We start from the raw sequence: 15,788 nt of genomic DNA on the forward strand, positions 1-15,788 counted from the left end.
TTCGTCTCCCTCGTTAAGGATATCCGGAACCGATGCACGGAGCCCACCTTGACACCCCTGATCGGCAGTAAGGATGGTTGTTGCCCATGCTGACCAATTTTGCCACATAATTTGCCACACAAAAGATCGCGATCCGGCTCCTGACGCATGCAAGAGTCGACATCAGCGGTCGAATGCGTGCTCAAGGCGCTGACACAGCGTTTCGAGCACGGTAATGCGGGCGTGGCGCTTGTCATTGGCCGCAACCAGGGTCCAGGGCGCAACGCTGGTGCTGGTCTGCTCCACCATGTCGCCGATGGCGTGATAGTAGTCGTCCCAGCGGGCGCGGTTGCGCAGGTCCTCGTCGGTCAGCTTGTAACGCTTGTAACCCGTCGTCCTGCGCTCCTCGAAGCGTCGGTTCTGCTCGTCCCGGTCGATCGTCAGCCAGAACTTCGCGACGATGATGCCGTGGTTGGCGAGTGTCTCTTCGAAGTCGTTGATTTCGCCATAGGCCCGCATCCAGTCGTATTCCGCCGCGAATCCCTCGACGCGCTCGACAAGCACGCGGCCGTACCAGGACCGATCGAAAATGGTCATGTGCCCGTGGCGGGGGATGTGGCGCCAGAAGCGCCAGAGGTAGGGATGGAGCCGCTCTTCTTCGGTCGGTGCCGCGATGCGGACGACTCTGCAGAAGCGTGCATCGAGCGCCGCGGTGACGCGACGGATCGAGCCGCCCTTGCCGGCGGCGTCATGCCCCTCGAAGACGGCAACGAGGGCCCGCTTCCGGAAGTGTTTGTTACGTGACAGCAGGTTGAGCCGGCCCCGCAGTTCGATCAGCCGCTTTTCATAGTCCTTCTTCGGAATGCTGGCAGTGAGGTCGACGCTGTCGAGCACCTCGCGCCCATCCGCGCTGGGAATCGGTGGCGGTGCAGCCAGACCGAATTTCGGAGGTTCGCCCTCCAGACGGTCGTTCAAGGCCGCCAGCAAGGTCCGTCCAACGGTGATGTTGCGGTAGAACGCGTCGAGGCCCTCAACAACGATCCACGGCGCGTGGCCGCGATTGGTCCGTCGCAGGGCGAGTTCCGACACTGAGCGGAAAGCGTCGTACATCCTGAGCCGCTCCCAGTCCTTGTCGGTGACGCGCCAACGGTTGTGCCTGTCCTTCTCCAGCGTCTTCAGCCGACGCTTCTGCGACGTCTTCGAGAGGTGAAACCAGAACTTCATGATCAGCGCGCCTTCGGCGGCCAGCATGGTCTCGAAGCGGATGATCTCGTCGAGCTGGCGTTCGAGGTCGCCGTCGTCGCTCTTGTCGCAGACCCGGTCAATGATGGGCCGCGTGTACCAGGAACCGAAGAAGATGCCGATCTTGCCGCGCGGCGGCAGCGCCCGCCAGAACCGCCACATGTAGGGCCGCTCGTCTTCCTCGTCGGTGGCGGCACCCATGCCGTTGGTCTCTATCAGACGAGGATCCATCCATTCGTTGAGTGTGTTGACGGTCGGGCCCTTGCCGGTGCCGTCGACGCCGCCGATCAGAATAATGACGGGAAAGGCCCTGGATTCCGCCAGCTTGAACTGCGCCTTCAGCAGGGCCTCGCGCAGGGCCGGCTGCTCGGCCTTGTAGGTCTTCTTGTCGATCCGATGACCGAGTTCCGCTGCCTCGAACATTCCTGCAACTCCCGTCTGCGCGTTCGTCGACTCCCATGATGCCACAGTGACATCCTGATCCGATCGTTGCAGCGGGAGCTTGTCCCAGGGTCAAACCGATCTTGGGGTCAAACAGACGATGCGGCTCTCGTCGTTTTCGACAATCTGAATGACCGGCGTGCGGGATCGACCCCAAGGCGACCCCAGGGGGCTCGGTCATGCGCTGTTGCGTCTTCTGACGCCCGTGACGATCACAGGCAGCCTGCTCAATCGTGATGTCGGAACCCTCATGTCGGAGTGGCTGCCGGCGATCTGGTCGGCAGCATCGGCGAGGCGCTGATCGGTGCCAGTGAACCCTGCGAGAGCGCCCCGGCTGATTTCTGTGCGAACGCTCCGGGCCGATGCGGATTACAGAAGGTCGTTGCCGAGACAGGCCGTGTCGGAACGCAGGATCAGGGTCGCGGCGAGACCATGCATTTCCTCTGCGCGCAGGGTCTGCTCATCGGTCGGATCGCCAGCGGCGAGGATTTCCTCGGCCATCATCTGGAGAAGGGCGGCCTGTTCGAGATCGGCGTGTCGGACATACATGATCGTTCTCCTTTGGCTGAGACTGGTACGTCCTCGGCGTGATGTCCGATCAGTGCGATCGCGAAACACCGGTATCATCCAGTTTCGAAAAGCCTGCGTAGGGAGGGAGTGATCCCCCAACACACACAAGCACAAGGAGTTCCCATGTTCAGGAAAGTCTCTGTGATGGCTGTCGGTGCGATGATGGCTGCGACCGCCATGGTTGAGGCCGGTATGCACGGCAGCAAGGACATTGTCGACACCGCCGTGTCCGACGGCAACTTCATGACCCTGATTGCCGCGGTTGAGGCTGCCGGCCTGGTCGAGACACTGCAGGGTGACGGCCCATTCACGGTGTTCGCGCCGACCGATGAGGCCTTCGCCAGGCTGCCGGAGGGCACGGTCGAAGACTTGCTGAAGCCGGAGAACCGCGAGATGCTGGTTGCCGTGCTGACCTATCACGTTGTGCCGGGTAAGGTGATGTCGGGCGATATCGCCGGCAAGCAGATCAATGCCGCCACCGTTCAGGGTGAGGACCTCTCGATCGACGCCACCGATGGTGTCGAGGTCAACGAAGCGAAGGTGATCGTGGCCGACATCAAGACCTCCAACGGTGTCATCCACGTCATCGACACCGTTCTGATCCCCTGATCGGATCATGTCCTGATCGGATCATGTTGTTTCGCGGCACGTCGTTTCGCAGAGGGGGCGTGCACGTCGCGCCCCCATCCTGCGTTTTCCAGCCATCGGATCTCTCACATCCCGCGTAGAAGGCCCATGAGAACGATCGTCACCCTGGCCGCATCGGTCCTGATCGTCGGCTGTTCGGTCGTCGGAGACCATGGCGATCTCGAGACGCCGCCTTACGAGGTGATGGCACGCCTCACCGACGAGGCCGAAGTCCGACGCTACGGCAACCGCCTCGCCGTACAGGCCGTGGTGCCCGGCGGCGATTCCGAAGGTGCTCGCAACACGGCCTTCCGCCTCCTGTTCGATTACATCACCGGCGCCAACGAAGGCGAAACCGGGATCGCCATGACGGTGCCGGTCGAGACGGTTTCGGAGCCGACCGGGATTGCCATGACGGCGCCCGTCGAGACGGGTATCGAAGAGAACGGGTCCATGACGATGCGTTTCTTCCTGCCTGCACGCTACAACGCGCAGAACGCCCCGCGCCCGACCGACGATCGGGTCTCGATCGTCACGCTGCCAGGCCAGACAATGGCCGTGCTGACCTTTTCGGGTTCGCGGTCCGAAGCGGCCATCGACAGGCGTGAAGTCGAGCTGCTGGCACTGCTTGAGGTGCGCGGCATGACGACGACGGGAGAAACGGTCAGCTACTTCTACGACCCGCCGTGGACGCTGCCCTGGTTCCGTCGCAACGAAGTGGCGGTCGAGATCAGCCCGCCGGTCTCGTGAACCTTGGCGTCGCTGCGCAGCCTGCGTGACGGTTACAGCGCACTGATCGTCGGCGCTTCGGGTGCCATCGGGCATGGCTTTGCCGTGGCGCTGGCGAACGATCCGCGATGTAACAGGCTGGTGACAACGGCGCGCGGGGCGATCACGACCGGTGAGGGGCATAGAACTCTCGATCTCGAAAACGAAGACGACATCGCCGCACTTGCATCCGCCCTGAGACGTGACGATACGCCGCTCGATCTGGTAATCGTCGCCACCGGTATGCTTCACGACGGTGCGGACGTCATGCCGGAGAAGAGATGGCGGGAAATCGATCCGGGAACGTTGGAGCGCCTGTTCCGTATCAACACGATCGGACCGGCCATGCTCGCGAAACACCTGCTGCCGTGCCTTGCGCGGGATCGGAAGGCTGTGTTTGCCGCGTTGTCGGCCCGCGTCGGAAGCATTGGCGACAATGAGCTGGGCGGCTGGTACGGCTATCGCGCGTCGAAGGCGGCGCTCAACATGATCCTGAGCTGCGCCGCCATCGAGCTTGCACGGTCGTGGCCGCATGCGGTGTGTATCGGGCTGCATCCCGGCACTGTCGAGAGCCCCCTTTCAGAGCCCTTTCTGCGCTCGGGAAAACGCCACATTTTCCAACCTGACGACGCGACGCGACGTCTGCTTGCTGTCGTCGATCGCCTGCAGCCATCGGATTCAGGGCGGGTCTTCGCCTGGGACGGAACATCCGTCCCTCCCTGATGTACGCCAACGAAAAAGGCCAGCGGGCGATTGCACCGCTGGCCTTTCGTGAAGCCGTGGCGGATCAGCCGCCCCAGACGTCGTCGTAACGAGTCGTTCCGTCGTGCGCCGGTTGATCGCGATGGGTCGCGACGCGGCGTTGGGTGCCTTTGGTCGCATTGCGGAAGGTCATGCCGGTGATGATGAAGCCGGCGGCCACAAGGATATGGCCGACGATCAGCTCGCCGTACCAGAGCCATGCGCCGGTGGCCGCACAGAAGATTGCCGTCCACATCATGGCGAGTGTGCTCATGAGTTGAAAACGCTGGCCTGGCGGCAGCGCGCGCAGCGGGTTGACCGAGGGGTCCATCACCATGCGGTAGATACTGGGGCGGTAGATGCCGGGGCCCCCGGTCGTCGGGTCAGAGGTTCGGGTCATGATCGTTCGTCCCGGCGTGCCGTCTGGCGAATGCGGACGATGCGCTGGCCCATGGCATCGACGCCCGCAAGCGGTGTCAGGCCAAGGCCCTGACGGAGGGGCGTGCGGTAGGGCAGTGAGGTTCGGTCTTCTGTGTTGTCGCGGGTAATTGGCATGGACGCTCTCCTGATTGCTGTTGAACCTCTCATACGGACGAGAGGCGAAAGGGGATTACACAGACGGACCATGCGAGCGACGCAGCCCCCAACCCGGCGGCGACATGTCTCCGTAAGGCCTCACCTCGACGTGCCGTGGCCGTGAATTGGCAGCGTTGGGTCGACGAATACTGCATTGAGATGGAGTATCGTTTCGCCTGCAAGCCGCCTGGGTGAGCGTCCCTTCGATCGGCCTTCAGTGCACCCAAGATTCTGGGCACCCAGGATTCCGGTTTCGTCTGACCCATTTTGAGTCAGCGTCTGGTTTTCGGTGAGCCGCTGCACTGAACCGCCGTGGAGGCCGACTATACCGCGACTCGTCGGTGCGGAGGACATGGCGCGCCCGGCAGGATTCGAACCTGCGACCCCAGGATTAGGAATCCTGTGCTCTATCCTGCTGAGCTACGGGCGCTTGTGGCGGACGATACCAGAATCGCGCTGATCTCGCCACCGCACGCCCGCTCAGTCGAGCTCTGCGACGATCTCTGACCGGGACTCGACTCGAAGGCGGGTGCCGGGGTGCGGCAGAGCGCTTCGGCTTCATCACGTGACAGCGTCATGGTTCCCCCCTTGCCGCTGGACCTGCGGAAGTGTAGCCCTCGCCGCCGTTCGATTGGAGCGTTCGATGGAGTTCAGTGCCTGGCTGCAGATCGCGCTTGTGTGCGCCATGGGTGCGATATCTCCGGGACCGAGTCTTGCTGTCATGGTGCGCAACGTGCGTGCGGGCGGACGGATGCAGGGTGTCATGGCAGCCCTCGGGCACGGTCTTGGCATCACGTTCTACGCGTTTGCCGCCGTCACCGGTCTCGCCGTTGTCATGCTGGCCTGGCCGCCCCTGCAGGAGGTCGCACTCTGGTCCGGTGCCGCACTGCTTGTCTGGATCGGCCTCTCGCTTTGGCGCGTCAGCCTGAAACCGGGCGCGGGCGACGTGGGCGAGCATGCGCCGTCGCCCCCGGGCCGGCGCGGCTTCGCGGAAGGGTTCGCCATCGCCTTCATCAATCCGAAGATCGCTGCCTTCTTCTTGGCGCTCTTCAGCCCGTTCGTTGGTGAGGCGGGCCCCTGGAGTGCGAAGGTCCTGGTCGCCGTCACGGCGGGTGCGATCGACACGCTCTGGTATCTCATCGTCGCGCTGCTGCTGACTGGTTCGGGCGTGCTCCCATGGCTCCGGCGCAACGGCGTCCTGATCGACCGCATCCTCGGTACCCTGCTGTTCCTCGTCGCCTTCGGCCTGGTCCTGGACGCCCGGCTCTCCGCCGGCTGAGTCCCGCTATGGGATGAATCCTCACCCTCCCAAGACCTTCGTTCGCGGCTCCCCATCCTGTCTCCTTTCATCAGATGGCCATGGCGTCACAGCGCCAGCCGGGGAATGAGGCACCGTGAAGCCTGCTGTCGTCCGTTTCCCGGCTCACGGCACAAACGCGTCGGAAGGCATTGAGGCCGGGGTGGTCCCGCTGCTCCCATATCCTGTGGCCCATGGCGGCCAGAGATGCCTTCACGTTGTCGGGCAGGCGTTCGTCGACGAAGGTTTCGGTCGATTGGCTGTGAACCTTCGGTGCCGTCACGGCGTCGCCCAGGGCCATACCGTGCATGACGCCGCGCGCGCTGTCCGCCTCGTTGCGCCAGTCCTGCTGTCCGGCCACCTGCATCTGCCGCCTCCCTTGCGTGCTTGTCACACTGGCACGAGGCCGGGTCTCGGTCCAGGATCGGTTCCTGCGCTGACGGAGCAAGACATGGCGATCGTTCTTCTGACCCTCGTGACCCTGACCTATGCGGGCTACAACCTTTTCGTGAAGGCGTCCGGCAGCCACATGCCAGCCGAAGCGACGACGACGATTCTCGCAACACTTTGCCTGCAGGCCGGGGCTGTCACAACGGCCACGGCCTTTCTTGTCTATCTCAACCTGCAGGGTGGGCACACGTTCAAGCTCAGCCAGCCTGCCTATATCTACGCCGTCGCGGCGGGCGTCTGCATCGGCGCGGCGGAGGTCTGCTACTTCTACATCTTCGGCGGTGTCGGCGGGATCAAGCCGCTGCCGGCCAACATCGTGATCCCGACCGTGGTCACGGGCACGATCGTGATCACACTGATTGTCTCCTTCTTCATCTTCAAGGAACGGCTGACGATGATGCAGATGATCGGTACCGCGATGATCGTCGGCGGGATCGTGGTTATGTTCGCCGAGTATCGCGGAAGCGGGCATGTGTAACCCGGTTGGGTCTAAAAGGGTGTCGTAACTGGACAACTTGGACGCGTTTGGACGCCTAGACTTTTAGATTGGTTATCACGTTGACGCGTGGCGACCAGTCTATAGCCTGTAATAGTCCACAACGGATCGAGAGGCGGGTGATACGGTCAGCGGTGGTCGCCTTCTATGGACAAGAACAAGGCGAACCGAACGGCCCGGAGGCAGACGTCACCCGCACGTCCAGGTCCCCTGTCTGGGAGCCGAACACCAAGAGGGAGTCTTCTAATGTCCAATCAGGATCTTGTCGCGCAAAGCGGCATCTTCAAAGGTTTGCACAGCGGCATGGGGATCGCTGCGAAGGCCATGGTCGTGGTCTTCGTCATCTTCACGGCGCTCAACGTCGAGTTTGCCAACGGCATCTACTCGGGTGTGCGCGGTTGGATCGAATCCGCGCTCAACTGGTACTATATCAGCGCCGTCACGGTGATGCTTTTTGTCTGCTTCTATCTGATGTTCTCGAAGTTCGGGCACGTCAAGCTGGGCGACGACGACAGCAAGCCTGAATTCTCGAACTTCTCCTGGTTCGCGATGCTGTTCAGCGCGGGCGTCGGCATTGGACTGCTGTTCTTCGGTATCGCCGAGCCGATGTTCTACTTCGACAACACGGAACCCTGGGGTTATCCGAACAATCCGTTCGCCGACCAGATGGGTGCTGCTGCGGCGGAGATGAACGAGCAGCGCGCCATCGCGGCGATGCGCGTGACCTACTTCCACTGGGGGTTCCACGGCTGGGCGGTCTACGTGATGATCGGTCTGTGCCTGGCCTATTTCGGCTTCCGCAAGAAGCTGCCGCTGACCCTGCGCTCGGCGCTCTATCCGATCATCGGCGACAAGATCTACGGACCGATCGGCCATGCGGTCGACCTGCTGGCCGTGTTCGGCACGGTGTTCGGCGTGGCGACCTCGCTCGGTCTCGGCGTCAGCCAGATGGCGGCTGGTCTGAATCATCTGTTTGGCATCGATGCAGGCATTACCACCCAGGTCATCCTGATCGGTGTGATCTCCGTGGTCGCGACGCTTTCGGCGGTGTCGGGCGTCGGCAACGGCATCCGCATCATCTCCGAGTGGAACATCTGGCTCAGCGTCGCGCTGCTGGCGTTCTTCATGTTCGGCGGGCCCTTCGGCTGGCTGATGGGTTTCTTCGTGACGACCGCGGGCGACTACCTGTGGAACGTCATCCCGATGGGCTTCCAGACCTTCAACAGCTCCGGCGACGCTGCCTGGCAGGGTGGCTGGACCATCTTCTACTGGGGCTGGTGGATTTCCTGGGCGCCGTTCGTGGGCATGTTCATCGCGCGCATCAGCCGCGGCCGGACGATCCGAGAGTTCATGGTGGGCGTGATGTTCGTGCCGACCACGATTGCGTTCTTCTGGCTCTGCATCTTCGGTGGCACCGCCATGTGGATGGAGATGAACGCCGCCGGTGGCGTCGGCACGGCCGGTATCGCAGACCTCGTTCGCAACTGGAACCTGCCGGGCGCACTCTACGGCACGATCGACCAAGTCACAAACCTCGGCTGGCTCAACTGGATCATGGCCGCACTCGCGACGTTCCTTCTGGCCACCTGGTTCATCACCTCGTCGGACTCCGGCACGCTGGTCATCACCACCATGCTCAGCATGGGCGACGACAACCCGCCCGAGCGTTTCCGCATCGTGTGGGGCTTGGGCGAGGGCTTCGTCGCCGCGGTGCTGCTGATGGCAGGTGGCCTGGCGGCCTTGCAGACAGCCTCGATCGCGGCGGCGCTGCCGGTCAGTGTCATCATGCTGATGATGGCCTACGGCATCGTTAAGTCGCTCCACGAGGATCCCAGTGCTGCGCCGATTCCAGAGGAGACGTCGGCTCCGGATGGAACGCGCATGGCCCAGGATCTCCACGCCTGACGACTTTTGGTTTCGTGGGGGAGTGATCCCTCGTATGGCCCGGTGTTTGGAGGCCGTGTTCGGTCCGTCGTGCCGCTCGTCGGCATGCAGATGCCCGACAGGGAGCGCATGCGGGAGGTCGGCCTCGATGCGGCGCAGACCTTCCCGGCACTCTGGATTGAGGGCTGGGACATTGCCATGAGCGCCAAGGGACCCGTCATCTTCGAGGTCGAGGGTGACGGCAGCGTGCCCAGGTGGTGCAGCGTGTCCAGGGCAGGGGGCTGCTCGCCGCCGAATTCCTGGCCTTCCTGGAGGCGTGGAAGGCCGGGAAGCAGGCGCGCTTTGTCCGCAAGACCGGTAGCAAGCGGGGTCTTGCCAAACCGAAGAAGAGTCAACCCTTCTTCGATGGCCGCTCGACAATCTCACCGCCGGCGTCACGCCAGGCCGTGAAGCCGCCGCCCAGATGCGCGACCGGTTCGAGGCCCATGTCCTGCAGGGCCTTGGTGGCCAGTGCCGAGCGCCAGGCCGAGGCACAGTAGAAGACGAACTTCTTTCCGCTCGCGAAGACCTCCTTGTGATAGGGGCTCTCAGGGTCGACCCAGAACTCGAGCATGCCGCGGGGTGCGTGGAGCGCGCCGGGGATCATGCCTTCGCGGTCGAGTTCGCGGACGTCCCGGATGTCGACGAAGAGTACGCTTTCGTCGCCCAGCAGCCCCTTGGCGGTCTCGATATCGACCGTCTCGACCTCCGCATCGGCAGCGGCAACCATGTCCTTCACTGTGGTCTTGAGGCCCATCGCAACTCTCCTTGCCTGACGCCGGCAAACCTAGCACTGCGGGCGGTGACACGCGCCGGTTTTGTGATATAGAAGCTCCCTGGTTTCGGGAGAGAGTGTTGCGTTCGAAAGTTCTGGTTACGGGTGGTGCGGGCTTTGTCGGAAGTCATGCCTGCAAAGCCTTGGCATCGGCGGGCTACGAGCCTGTCGTGTACGACAACCTGTCGACCGGACACCGTGATCTGGTCCGGTGGGGACCGCTCGAAGAAGGCGACATTCTCGACGGCGCCCTGCTCGATACGGTGTTTTCATCGCATGAACCCATCGCCGTCCTGCACTTTGCGGCCCTCAGCGTGGTCGCCGAGTCGGTGCGTGAGCCCGAACGGTACCGTCGCAACAACGTCGAGGGTTCACAATCGCTGTTCGCCGCCATGGCGCGCCACGGAGTCGGCACGATCGTGTTCTCGAGCACGGCTGCGGTCTACGGCGAGCCCGATGTCGTTCCGATCCATGAAGATGTCGCGCTTGCGCCGATCAACCCCTACGGCGAAACGAAGCTGGCGATCGAACGGGCCCTGGCCGCGTCTGATCTCAAGTGGATGGCGCTGCGCTACTTCAACGCCGCCGGCGCCGATGCCGATGGCGAGACCGGCGAAAGTCATGAGCCGGAAACCCATCTGATTCCGATTGTCCTCGATGTCGCGCTGGGTCGCCGGAGCACGATCACGGTGTTCGGCGACGACTACGCCACGCCCGACGGTACCTGCGTGCGCGACTATATCCATGTCACCGATCTCGCCGATGCGCATGTCGCGGCGCTGCAACATCTGCTGGCCGGCGGCGACAGCCGCGCCTTGAACCTGGGCACCGGATCCGGCACGTCCGTGCGCGAGATCATCGAGATCGCGCGTACCGTCACCGGTCACGCCATTCCGGAAACCATCGGACCACGCCGTTCGGGCGATCCGCCTGTTCTGGTCTGCTCCAATCGTGCGGCCGGAGAGACGCTCGGTTGGGAGCCCGGACGCGGAATCGAAAGCCAGGTCGTCGATGCCTGGCGCTGGCAGCAGGCTCGTTTCGGCCAGGGATTCGACCGTTCGGGCCCATGCATCTGAACGGCGACATTGCGACCCGAATGCGGGGACGCCATGACCGACCTCGACCTCTGTTACATGACGGCGACCGAAACGGTTGTGCGCTATCGCAACGGCTTGCTTTCGCCGTTCGCCGCCGCCCGCACATGCACATCTCGCGCGGCGCGATGCCATGGAGCCGAAGATCAACGCCTTCATGAAGCAGGCCCAGGACATGCGGTTCACCGTGCCGTTCAACCTCACGGGTCAGCGCCCGGCGCATCGCTTCCCTGCGGGGGCACACGGTCGGGCCTGCCGGGGCCGTTCAGGACCGCTACAGCGAGCCGGTGACGTGATCATCAGCCCTTGATGATGTTCTTCTCCGGGCCGACGGGAAAGCCGGTGATGTTGCGTGCGCCGTCTTCGGTGACAACCAGGATGTCGTGCTCGCGGTAGCCGCCAGCGCCGGGTTCGCCCTCGGGGATCGTGATCATCGGTTCCATGGAGACCACCATGTTGGGCTCAAGCACGGTCTCGATGTCCTCGCGCAGTTCCAGGCCTGCTTCGCGTCCGTAGTAGTGGGACAGCACGCCGAAGCTGTGGCCGTAGCCGAAGGTGCGCTTGTCGAGCACACCGTGACGAGCATAGATCTCGTTGAGTTCCGCGGCGATGTCGCAGCACCGCATGCCCGGTTTGATCAGCGTGAGGCCGTGGTCGTAGACCTCGCAGTTGATTTCCCAGTAGCGCAGGTGGGCATCGCTGGCGTGATCGCAGAACAGCGTTCGTTCCAGCGCGACGTAGTAGCCGGCGACCATCGGGAAGCAGTTGAGCGACAGGATGTCGCCGGCTTCCATGCGGCGGGTCGTCACCGGATTATGGGCGCCGTCGGTGTTGATGCCCGACTGGAACCAGACCCAGGTGTCCCGGATTTCGCTGTCAGGATGGCGGCGCGCGATCTCTCGCACCATGGCATTGGTCCCGGCAAGCGCGATCTCGTGCTCGGCGACGCCGGGTGCGATCGCCGCCGCGCTCGCCTCGCCGCCGATGTTGGCAATGGCCGCGGCGCTCTCGATCAGGGCGATCTCCTCGTCGGACTTGATCATGCGCAGGCGCATAACGCCCGGCGCGACGTTTTCGAAGGATGCGCCTGAGAGGGCCGTCTTCAGCTTGTCGAGGTTCTCGGCACTGATGTGGTCGTGTTCGACACCGATCCGTTTCGCGTCTCCGGCGAGCTGCTGCACGGCCCGGACATAGTTGTCCCGTCGCCAGTCGGTGTAGGTCAGGTTGTCACCGCTGCGGCGCCAGGGCTGGCCGTAGTCGATGTTGGCCGCGACCGTGGTGGCCCGTTCGCCGGTGACGACGAGCGCATAGGGACGGCCGAAGCTGCAATAGAGGAAGTCCGAGTAGTAGTGGATATTGTGCATCGACGTGAAGACGACCGCGTCGAGGCCGGCCTCCGCCATGTGAGTCCGAAGCCTGGCCAGGCGGCTCGCCATCTCGACTTCGGAGAACGTGCCGCTCGCCCGTTCGCCGTTTTCGATGACAAGAAGATCCTTGAGATCGCTCATGTTGGTTCTCCCCATGAGAAAGCCGCGGATCGTCGTGACCCGCGGCTTGTGTTCGTTCGGGTTGCGTGTTCGGTCAGTTCGTGATGCCGCGCAGGCGCTCGGTGCGGCGGCGCAGCAGCTCCATGGTCACCATCAGGGCGATTGAGGTCAGGATCAGCAGGGTGGCAACCGCCATGATCGTCGGCGAGAGCATCTCGCGGATGCCTGACCACATACGTCGGGGCAGCGTGTGCTCCTCCGTGGTGGCGAGGAAGATCGCGATGACCAGCTCGTCCCAGGACGTGATGAAAGCGAAGAGACCGCCCGAGACGATACCCGGCAGGATCAGCGGCATCGTGACCTTCTGGAACGTTCGTACCGGGCTGGCGCCAAGACTCGCGGCAGCGCGCACCAGGTTGTTGTCGAAGCCGGCCAGCGTCGCCGACACGGTGATCACCACAAAGGGCACGCCGATCGTTGCATGGGCGAAGACCAGGCCCGCAAGCGAGCCGGTCAGGCCGATCTTGGCGTAGAAATAGAACATGCCCGCCGCCGTGATGACGATCGGCACAATGATCGGCGAGATCAGTACGGCGAGGATCGCCGACTTGCCCGGATACTCGGCGCGATTGAGACCGAGCGCGGCGAGTGTACCCAGGACCGAGGCGACCAGCGTCGCGAAAACACCGACCACGATGCTGTTCTTCAGGCCCAGAAGCCATTGCTGACTGGTGAAGAATTCCTCGTACCAGCGCAGCGAGAACCCGGGCATGGGATAGGTGAAGTAGGGCTCCGAATTGAAGCTGAGCGGGATGATCACCAGTATCGGGATGATCAGGAAGGCGAAGATCGCCGCGCAGATCACGCGGAAGGAAATGTACCACGCCTTGTCGAGGGGCGTTGCGTAGGACGGAAGGGCCATGTCAGTTCACCTTCAGTCTGTCGATGCCGACAAAGCGGTTGTAGATGAAGAACATCACCATGGTCAGGACCAGCAGCACCATCGAGAGTGCGGCTCCCAGACCCCAGTTCGCCAAGGTGTTCATGTTCTGCACGATCCAGTAGCTGATCATCTGATCGTTCGGACCGCCCACCAGCGCCGGTGTGATGTAATAGCCGAGCGACAGAATGAAGACGAGCAGGGTGCCGGCACCCACGCCCGGCAGACATTGCGGGAAGTAGACCTTAAGAAAAGCCTTCCAGCCCGGTGCGCCGAGCGAAGCCGCCGCGCGCATGTGCCACGGGTTGATGGTCTTCATGACCGAATACATCGGCAGGACCATGAACGGCAGAAGGATATGCACCATGGCGACATAGACGCCGAAACGGTTGCGGATCAGTTCCTGCGGCTCGTTCCAAAGGCCGATCCAGATTGCCGCGTCGTTGACCAGCCCTTCGTTCTGCAACAGCACGAGCCAGGAGGTTGTGCGCACGAGCAGGGACGTCCAGAATGGCAGCAGCACGAGAATCAGAAGCAGGTTGCTCTTGCGCGCCGGCAGCGTCGCCAGGAGGTAGGCGATCGGCAGACCGAGCAGGAAGCACAGCAGGGTCACGGCGAAGCTGATCTCGACGGTGCGGATCAGCACCTCGAAGTAGATCGCCCGGCCCTCGTCGACGCTCGTGATACTTCCTTCTTCGTCGCGCTTGAGATCGAGCGCCCAAAGCATGTAGTAGTCAGAGAGGTACGAAGAGGCATTCTTGATTGTCGCCCAGTACTGCGGATCGTTCCAATCCTCGTCGAGGTCAATGAAACCCTGATGGATCTCGTCGAGCGGCAGCAGGGCAAGCTCGTCGGAGGCGCGCGCCGTCCGCTTGAGCATCGATTTGAAGCCCGAGATATCGTAGTTCAGTCGCTTGGAAACGCGGCCGAATTCGCCACGCTCCGCCTCGGACAACTCCTCGGCGAAGATCTTCATCAGTTCGGGCGACGGAAGGCCCTGGCCATCCCATTCGCTGAATGCCTCGGCCGTTCGCGGCAGGGCCTCCGAAACCTCGGGGTCCTCAACCGACAGCGTCAGCAGAGAGATGATCGGGATGACGAACCCGACCATGATGAAGATGAACAGCGGCGCAACAAGTACGAGCGCCCAGACCTTCTTCATGCGCTCGGCGCGGCGAAGCTTGATCTTCAGGGGCACGCCATCGGCGGCCATCATGACATCGGTGTCAGCCGTGGAAGCCATCGTGCCTGTGCTCGCCTGGAGTCGGTTATCCTAAGCGAAACGGGAGGCGCAAGGTGCGCCTCCCGTCCCAACGTCGGTCTTACTGAGAACGCCAGACCTGGAAGCGCTCGAGGAGCTCTTCCTCACGGTCGGCCCACCAGATGGTATCGACCCAAAGGGCATTCGACAGGTTGGCCGGAGCCGTCGGCAGATGCTGCAGAATGTCCGGGTTGACGAGCTCAGCCGCCTCGTTGGTCGTCGGACCATAAGAGATGTATTGCGACTGACGAGCCATCACTTCCGGGCGGCTCGCGTACTCGATGAACTTCATGCCGAGGTCATACTCGGGATGACCGGCCGGGATGACCCAGAGATCGTAGTCGATGGTCTGACCATCCCAGACGATGATGAAGTTCTTACCTTCGTTAACGATGGCGTTGTAGATGCGGCCGTTCCAAGCGGTCGTCATCGCAACTTCGCCGTCAGCCAAGAGCTGCGGAGCCATCGCGCCCGAGTCCCACCAGACCACCTCGTCCTTGATTGTGTCGAGCTTGGCGAAGGCACGGTCGATCGCCTCGTCCTCGTTCTCGGTGAGATACTGATAGACATCGTCAGCAGCAACGCCGTCGGCCATCAGGGCCATCTCGAGGCTCGAGGTCACCGAGTTGGCGTAGAGGCCACGCTTGCCCGGATAGGTCTCGAGGTCGAAGAAGTCGGCAACGGTCGTCGGAGCGTTGTCGCCCGAGAACTGGTTGCCGTCATAGGCGTAGATCGTGGCCCACGAGATGGTGCCAACCGCGCAGTCCTGCGCAGCACCCGGGAGGAAACGTTCCATGCCACCCAGCATGTCCCAATCCAGCTCGGCCAGAAGGCCCTCGTCGCAGCCGCCCATGGCCGTGCCGGACTCACTGTCGATCACGTGCCACTTGTACTCGCCGGTCTCGACCTGCACGCGTATCTCGGAGAGGGTGCCGCCCCACTCGTCTTCCAGAACGATCATGTCGATTTCCTTGGCGGCGGGCTTGTAATAGGCCTCGCGCTGGCTCGCCGAGTAGGCACCGCCCCAGGAAGCCGCCGTGATCGTGTCCTGGGCCTGGGCCGGTGAGGTCGCCGACAGACCCATTAACGACACGCCCATAAGGGCCGCCGCCGATACTCCT

17 protein-coding genes and 1 tRNA gene are annotated in these 15,788 nt (G+C 62.9%); 7 read left to right on the plus strand and 11 right to left on the minus strand.

Annotated features, from left to right (window positions below):
* Nucleotides 1-162: 162 nt before the first annotated feature.
* Nucleotides 163-1,644, minus strand: a complete 1,482-nt coding sequence (gene pap / locus GDA49_01485; GenBank protein ID MBC6439094.1) for a polyphosphate:AMP phosphotransferase — start codon at nt 1,642-1,644, stop codon at nt 163-165.
* Nucleotides 1,645-2,031: 387 nt separating this feature from the next.
* Nucleotides 2,032-2,211 (minus strand): hypothetical protein, encoded by a 180-nt coding sequence (locus GDA49_01490; GenBank protein MBC6439095.1) that lies wholly within the window; start codon nt 2,209-2,211, stop codon nt 2,032-2,034.
* A gap of 144 nt (nt 2,212-2,355) precedes the next feature.
* Between GDA49_01490 and GDA49_01495 the strand changes: the two genes are divergently transcribed.
* From GDA49_01495 to GDA49_01505, 3 genes are all read left to right on the plus strand, one after another.
* Nucleotides 2,356-2,841 carry a fasciclin domain-containing protein gene (locus tag GDA49_01495; GenBank protein MBC6439096.1) on the plus strand — a complete coding sequence of 162 codons (486 nt, stop codon included), beginning with the start codon at nt 2,356-2,358 and terminating at the stop codon, nt 2,839-2,841.
* Between the two features lie 126 nt (nt 2,842-2,967).
* The gene (locus tag GDA49_01500) at nt 2,968-3,609 is read left to right on the plus strand and encodes a heme-binding protein (protein ID MBC6439097.1); all 642 of its coding nucleotides are present in this window, start codon (nt 2,968-2,970) and stop codon (nt 3,607-3,609) included.
* Between the two features lie 3 nt (nt 3,610-3,612).
* Nucleotides 3,613-4,350 carry an SDR family oxidoreductase gene (locus tag GDA49_01505; GenBank protein ID MBC6439098.1) on the plus strand — a complete coding sequence of 246 codons (738 nt, stop codon included), beginning with the start codon at nt 3,613-3,615 and terminating at the stop codon, nt 4,348-4,350.
* Between the two features lie 64 nt (nt 4,351-4,414).
* On the opposite strand, the gene GDA49_01510 is transcribed toward GDA49_01505, so the two are convergent.
* The 3 genes from GDA49_01510 to GDA49_01520 form a co-directional block, all read right to left on the minus strand.
* Nucleotides 4,415-4,768: a hypothetical protein gene (locus GDA49_01510; protein MBC6439099.1), complete on the minus strand. Its 354-nt coding sequence runs from the start codon at nt 4,766-4,768 to the stop codon at nt 4,415-4,417.
* Nucleotides 4,765-4,923, minus strand: a complete 159-nt coding sequence (locus GDA49_01515) for a hypothetical protein (GenBank protein ID MBC6439100.1) — start codon at nt 4,921-4,923, stop codon at nt 4,765-4,767. Before GDA49_01515 ends, GDA49_01510 begins: the two co-directional genes overlap by 4 nt.
* Nucleotides 4,924-5,297: 374 nt before the next feature.
* A tRNA-Arg gene (locus GDA49_01520) sits at nt 5,298-5,374 on the minus strand.
* A 213-nt stretch (nt 5,375-5,587) separates the two neighbouring features.
* Here GDA49_01520 and GDA49_01525 point away from each other — a divergent pair.
* On the plus strand, nt 5,588-6,223 hold the full coding sequence (locus tag GDA49_01525; GenBank protein MBC6439101.1) for a LysE family translocator: 636 nt from the start codon (nt 5,588-5,590) through the stop codon (nt 6,221-6,223).
* A 70-nt stretch (nt 6,224-6,293) separates the two neighbouring features.
* On the opposite strand, the gene GDA49_01530 is transcribed toward GDA49_01525, so the two are convergent.
* Complete coding sequence (locus GDA49_01530; GenBank protein MBC6439102.1) at nt 6,294-6,608, minus strand: gamma-glutamyltransferase; 315 nt, start codon at nt 6,606-6,608, stop codon at nt 6,294-6,296.
* 84 nt (nt 6,609-6,692) lie between these two features.
* On the opposite strand from GDA49_01530, the gene GDA49_01535 reads away from it, so the two are divergent.
* Nucleotides 6,693-7,169, plus strand: coding sequence for an EamA family transporter (locus tag GDA49_01535; protein ID MBC6439103.1), 477 nt, complete (start codon nt 6,693-6,695; stop codon nt 7,167-7,169).
* 264 nt (nt 7,170-7,433) lie between these two features.
* Nucleotides 7,434-9,092, plus strand: a complete 1,659-nt coding sequence (locus tag GDA49_01540; protein ID MBC6439104.1) for a BCCT family transporter — start codon at nt 7,434-7,436, stop codon at nt 9,090-9,092.
* 370 nt (nt 9,093-9,462) lie between these two features.
* Here the strand turns inward: GDA49_01540 and GDA49_01545 are convergent, their stop codons facing one another.
* Complete coding sequence (locus GDA49_01545; GenBank protein MBC6439105.1) at nt 9,463-9,867, minus strand: rhodanese-like domain-containing protein; 405 nt, start codon at nt 9,865-9,867, stop codon at nt 9,463-9,465.
* A gap of 98 nt (nt 9,868-9,965) precedes the next feature.
* Between GDA49_01545 and galE the strand changes: the two genes are divergently transcribed.
* Nucleotides 9,966-10,961 (plus strand): UDP-glucose 4-epimerase GalE, encoded by a 996-nt coding sequence (galE, locus tag GDA49_01550; GenBank protein ID MBC6439106.1) that lies wholly within the window; start codon nt 9,966-9,968, stop codon nt 10,959-10,961.
* A gap of 317 nt (nt 10,962-11,278) precedes the next feature.
* Here galE and GDA49_01555 read toward each other — a convergent pair whose 3' ends face one another.
* The 4 genes from GDA49_01555 to GDA49_01570 all read right to left on the minus strand — a co-directional run bounded on the left by GDA49_01555 (nt 11,279) and on the right by GDA49_01570 (nt 15,751).
* The gene (locus GDA49_01555) at nt 11,279-12,487 is read right to left on the minus strand and encodes a M24 family metallopeptidase (GenBank protein MBC6439107.1); all 1,209 of its coding nucleotides are present in this window, start codon (nt 12,485-12,487) and stop codon (nt 11,279-11,281) included.
* A 73-nt stretch (nt 12,488-12,560) separates the two neighbouring features.
* Complete coding sequence (locus GDA49_01560; GenBank protein MBC6439108.1) at nt 12,561-13,388, minus strand: ABC transporter permease; 828 nt, start codon at nt 13,386-13,388, stop codon at nt 12,561-12,563.
* A gap of 1 nt (nt 13,389) precedes the next feature.
* Nucleotides 13,390-14,649 (minus strand): ABC transporter permease, encoded by a 1,260-nt coding sequence (locus tag GDA49_01565; protein MBC6439109.1) that lies wholly within the window; start codon nt 14,647-14,649, stop codon nt 13,390-13,392.
* Nucleotides 14,650-14,728: 79 nt separating this feature from the next.
* The gene (locus GDA49_01570; protein MBC6439110.1) at nt 14,729-15,751 is read right to left on the minus strand and encodes an ABC transporter substrate-binding protein; all 1,023 of its coding nucleotides are present in this window, start codon (nt 15,749-15,751) and stop codon (nt 14,729-14,731) included.
* Nucleotides 15,752-15,788: the final 37 nt, after the last annotated feature.

The organism is Rhodospirillales bacterium, assembly GCA_014323865.1.
Classification (GTDB): Bacteria; Pseudomonadota; Alphaproteobacteria; order SP197; family SP197; genus SP197.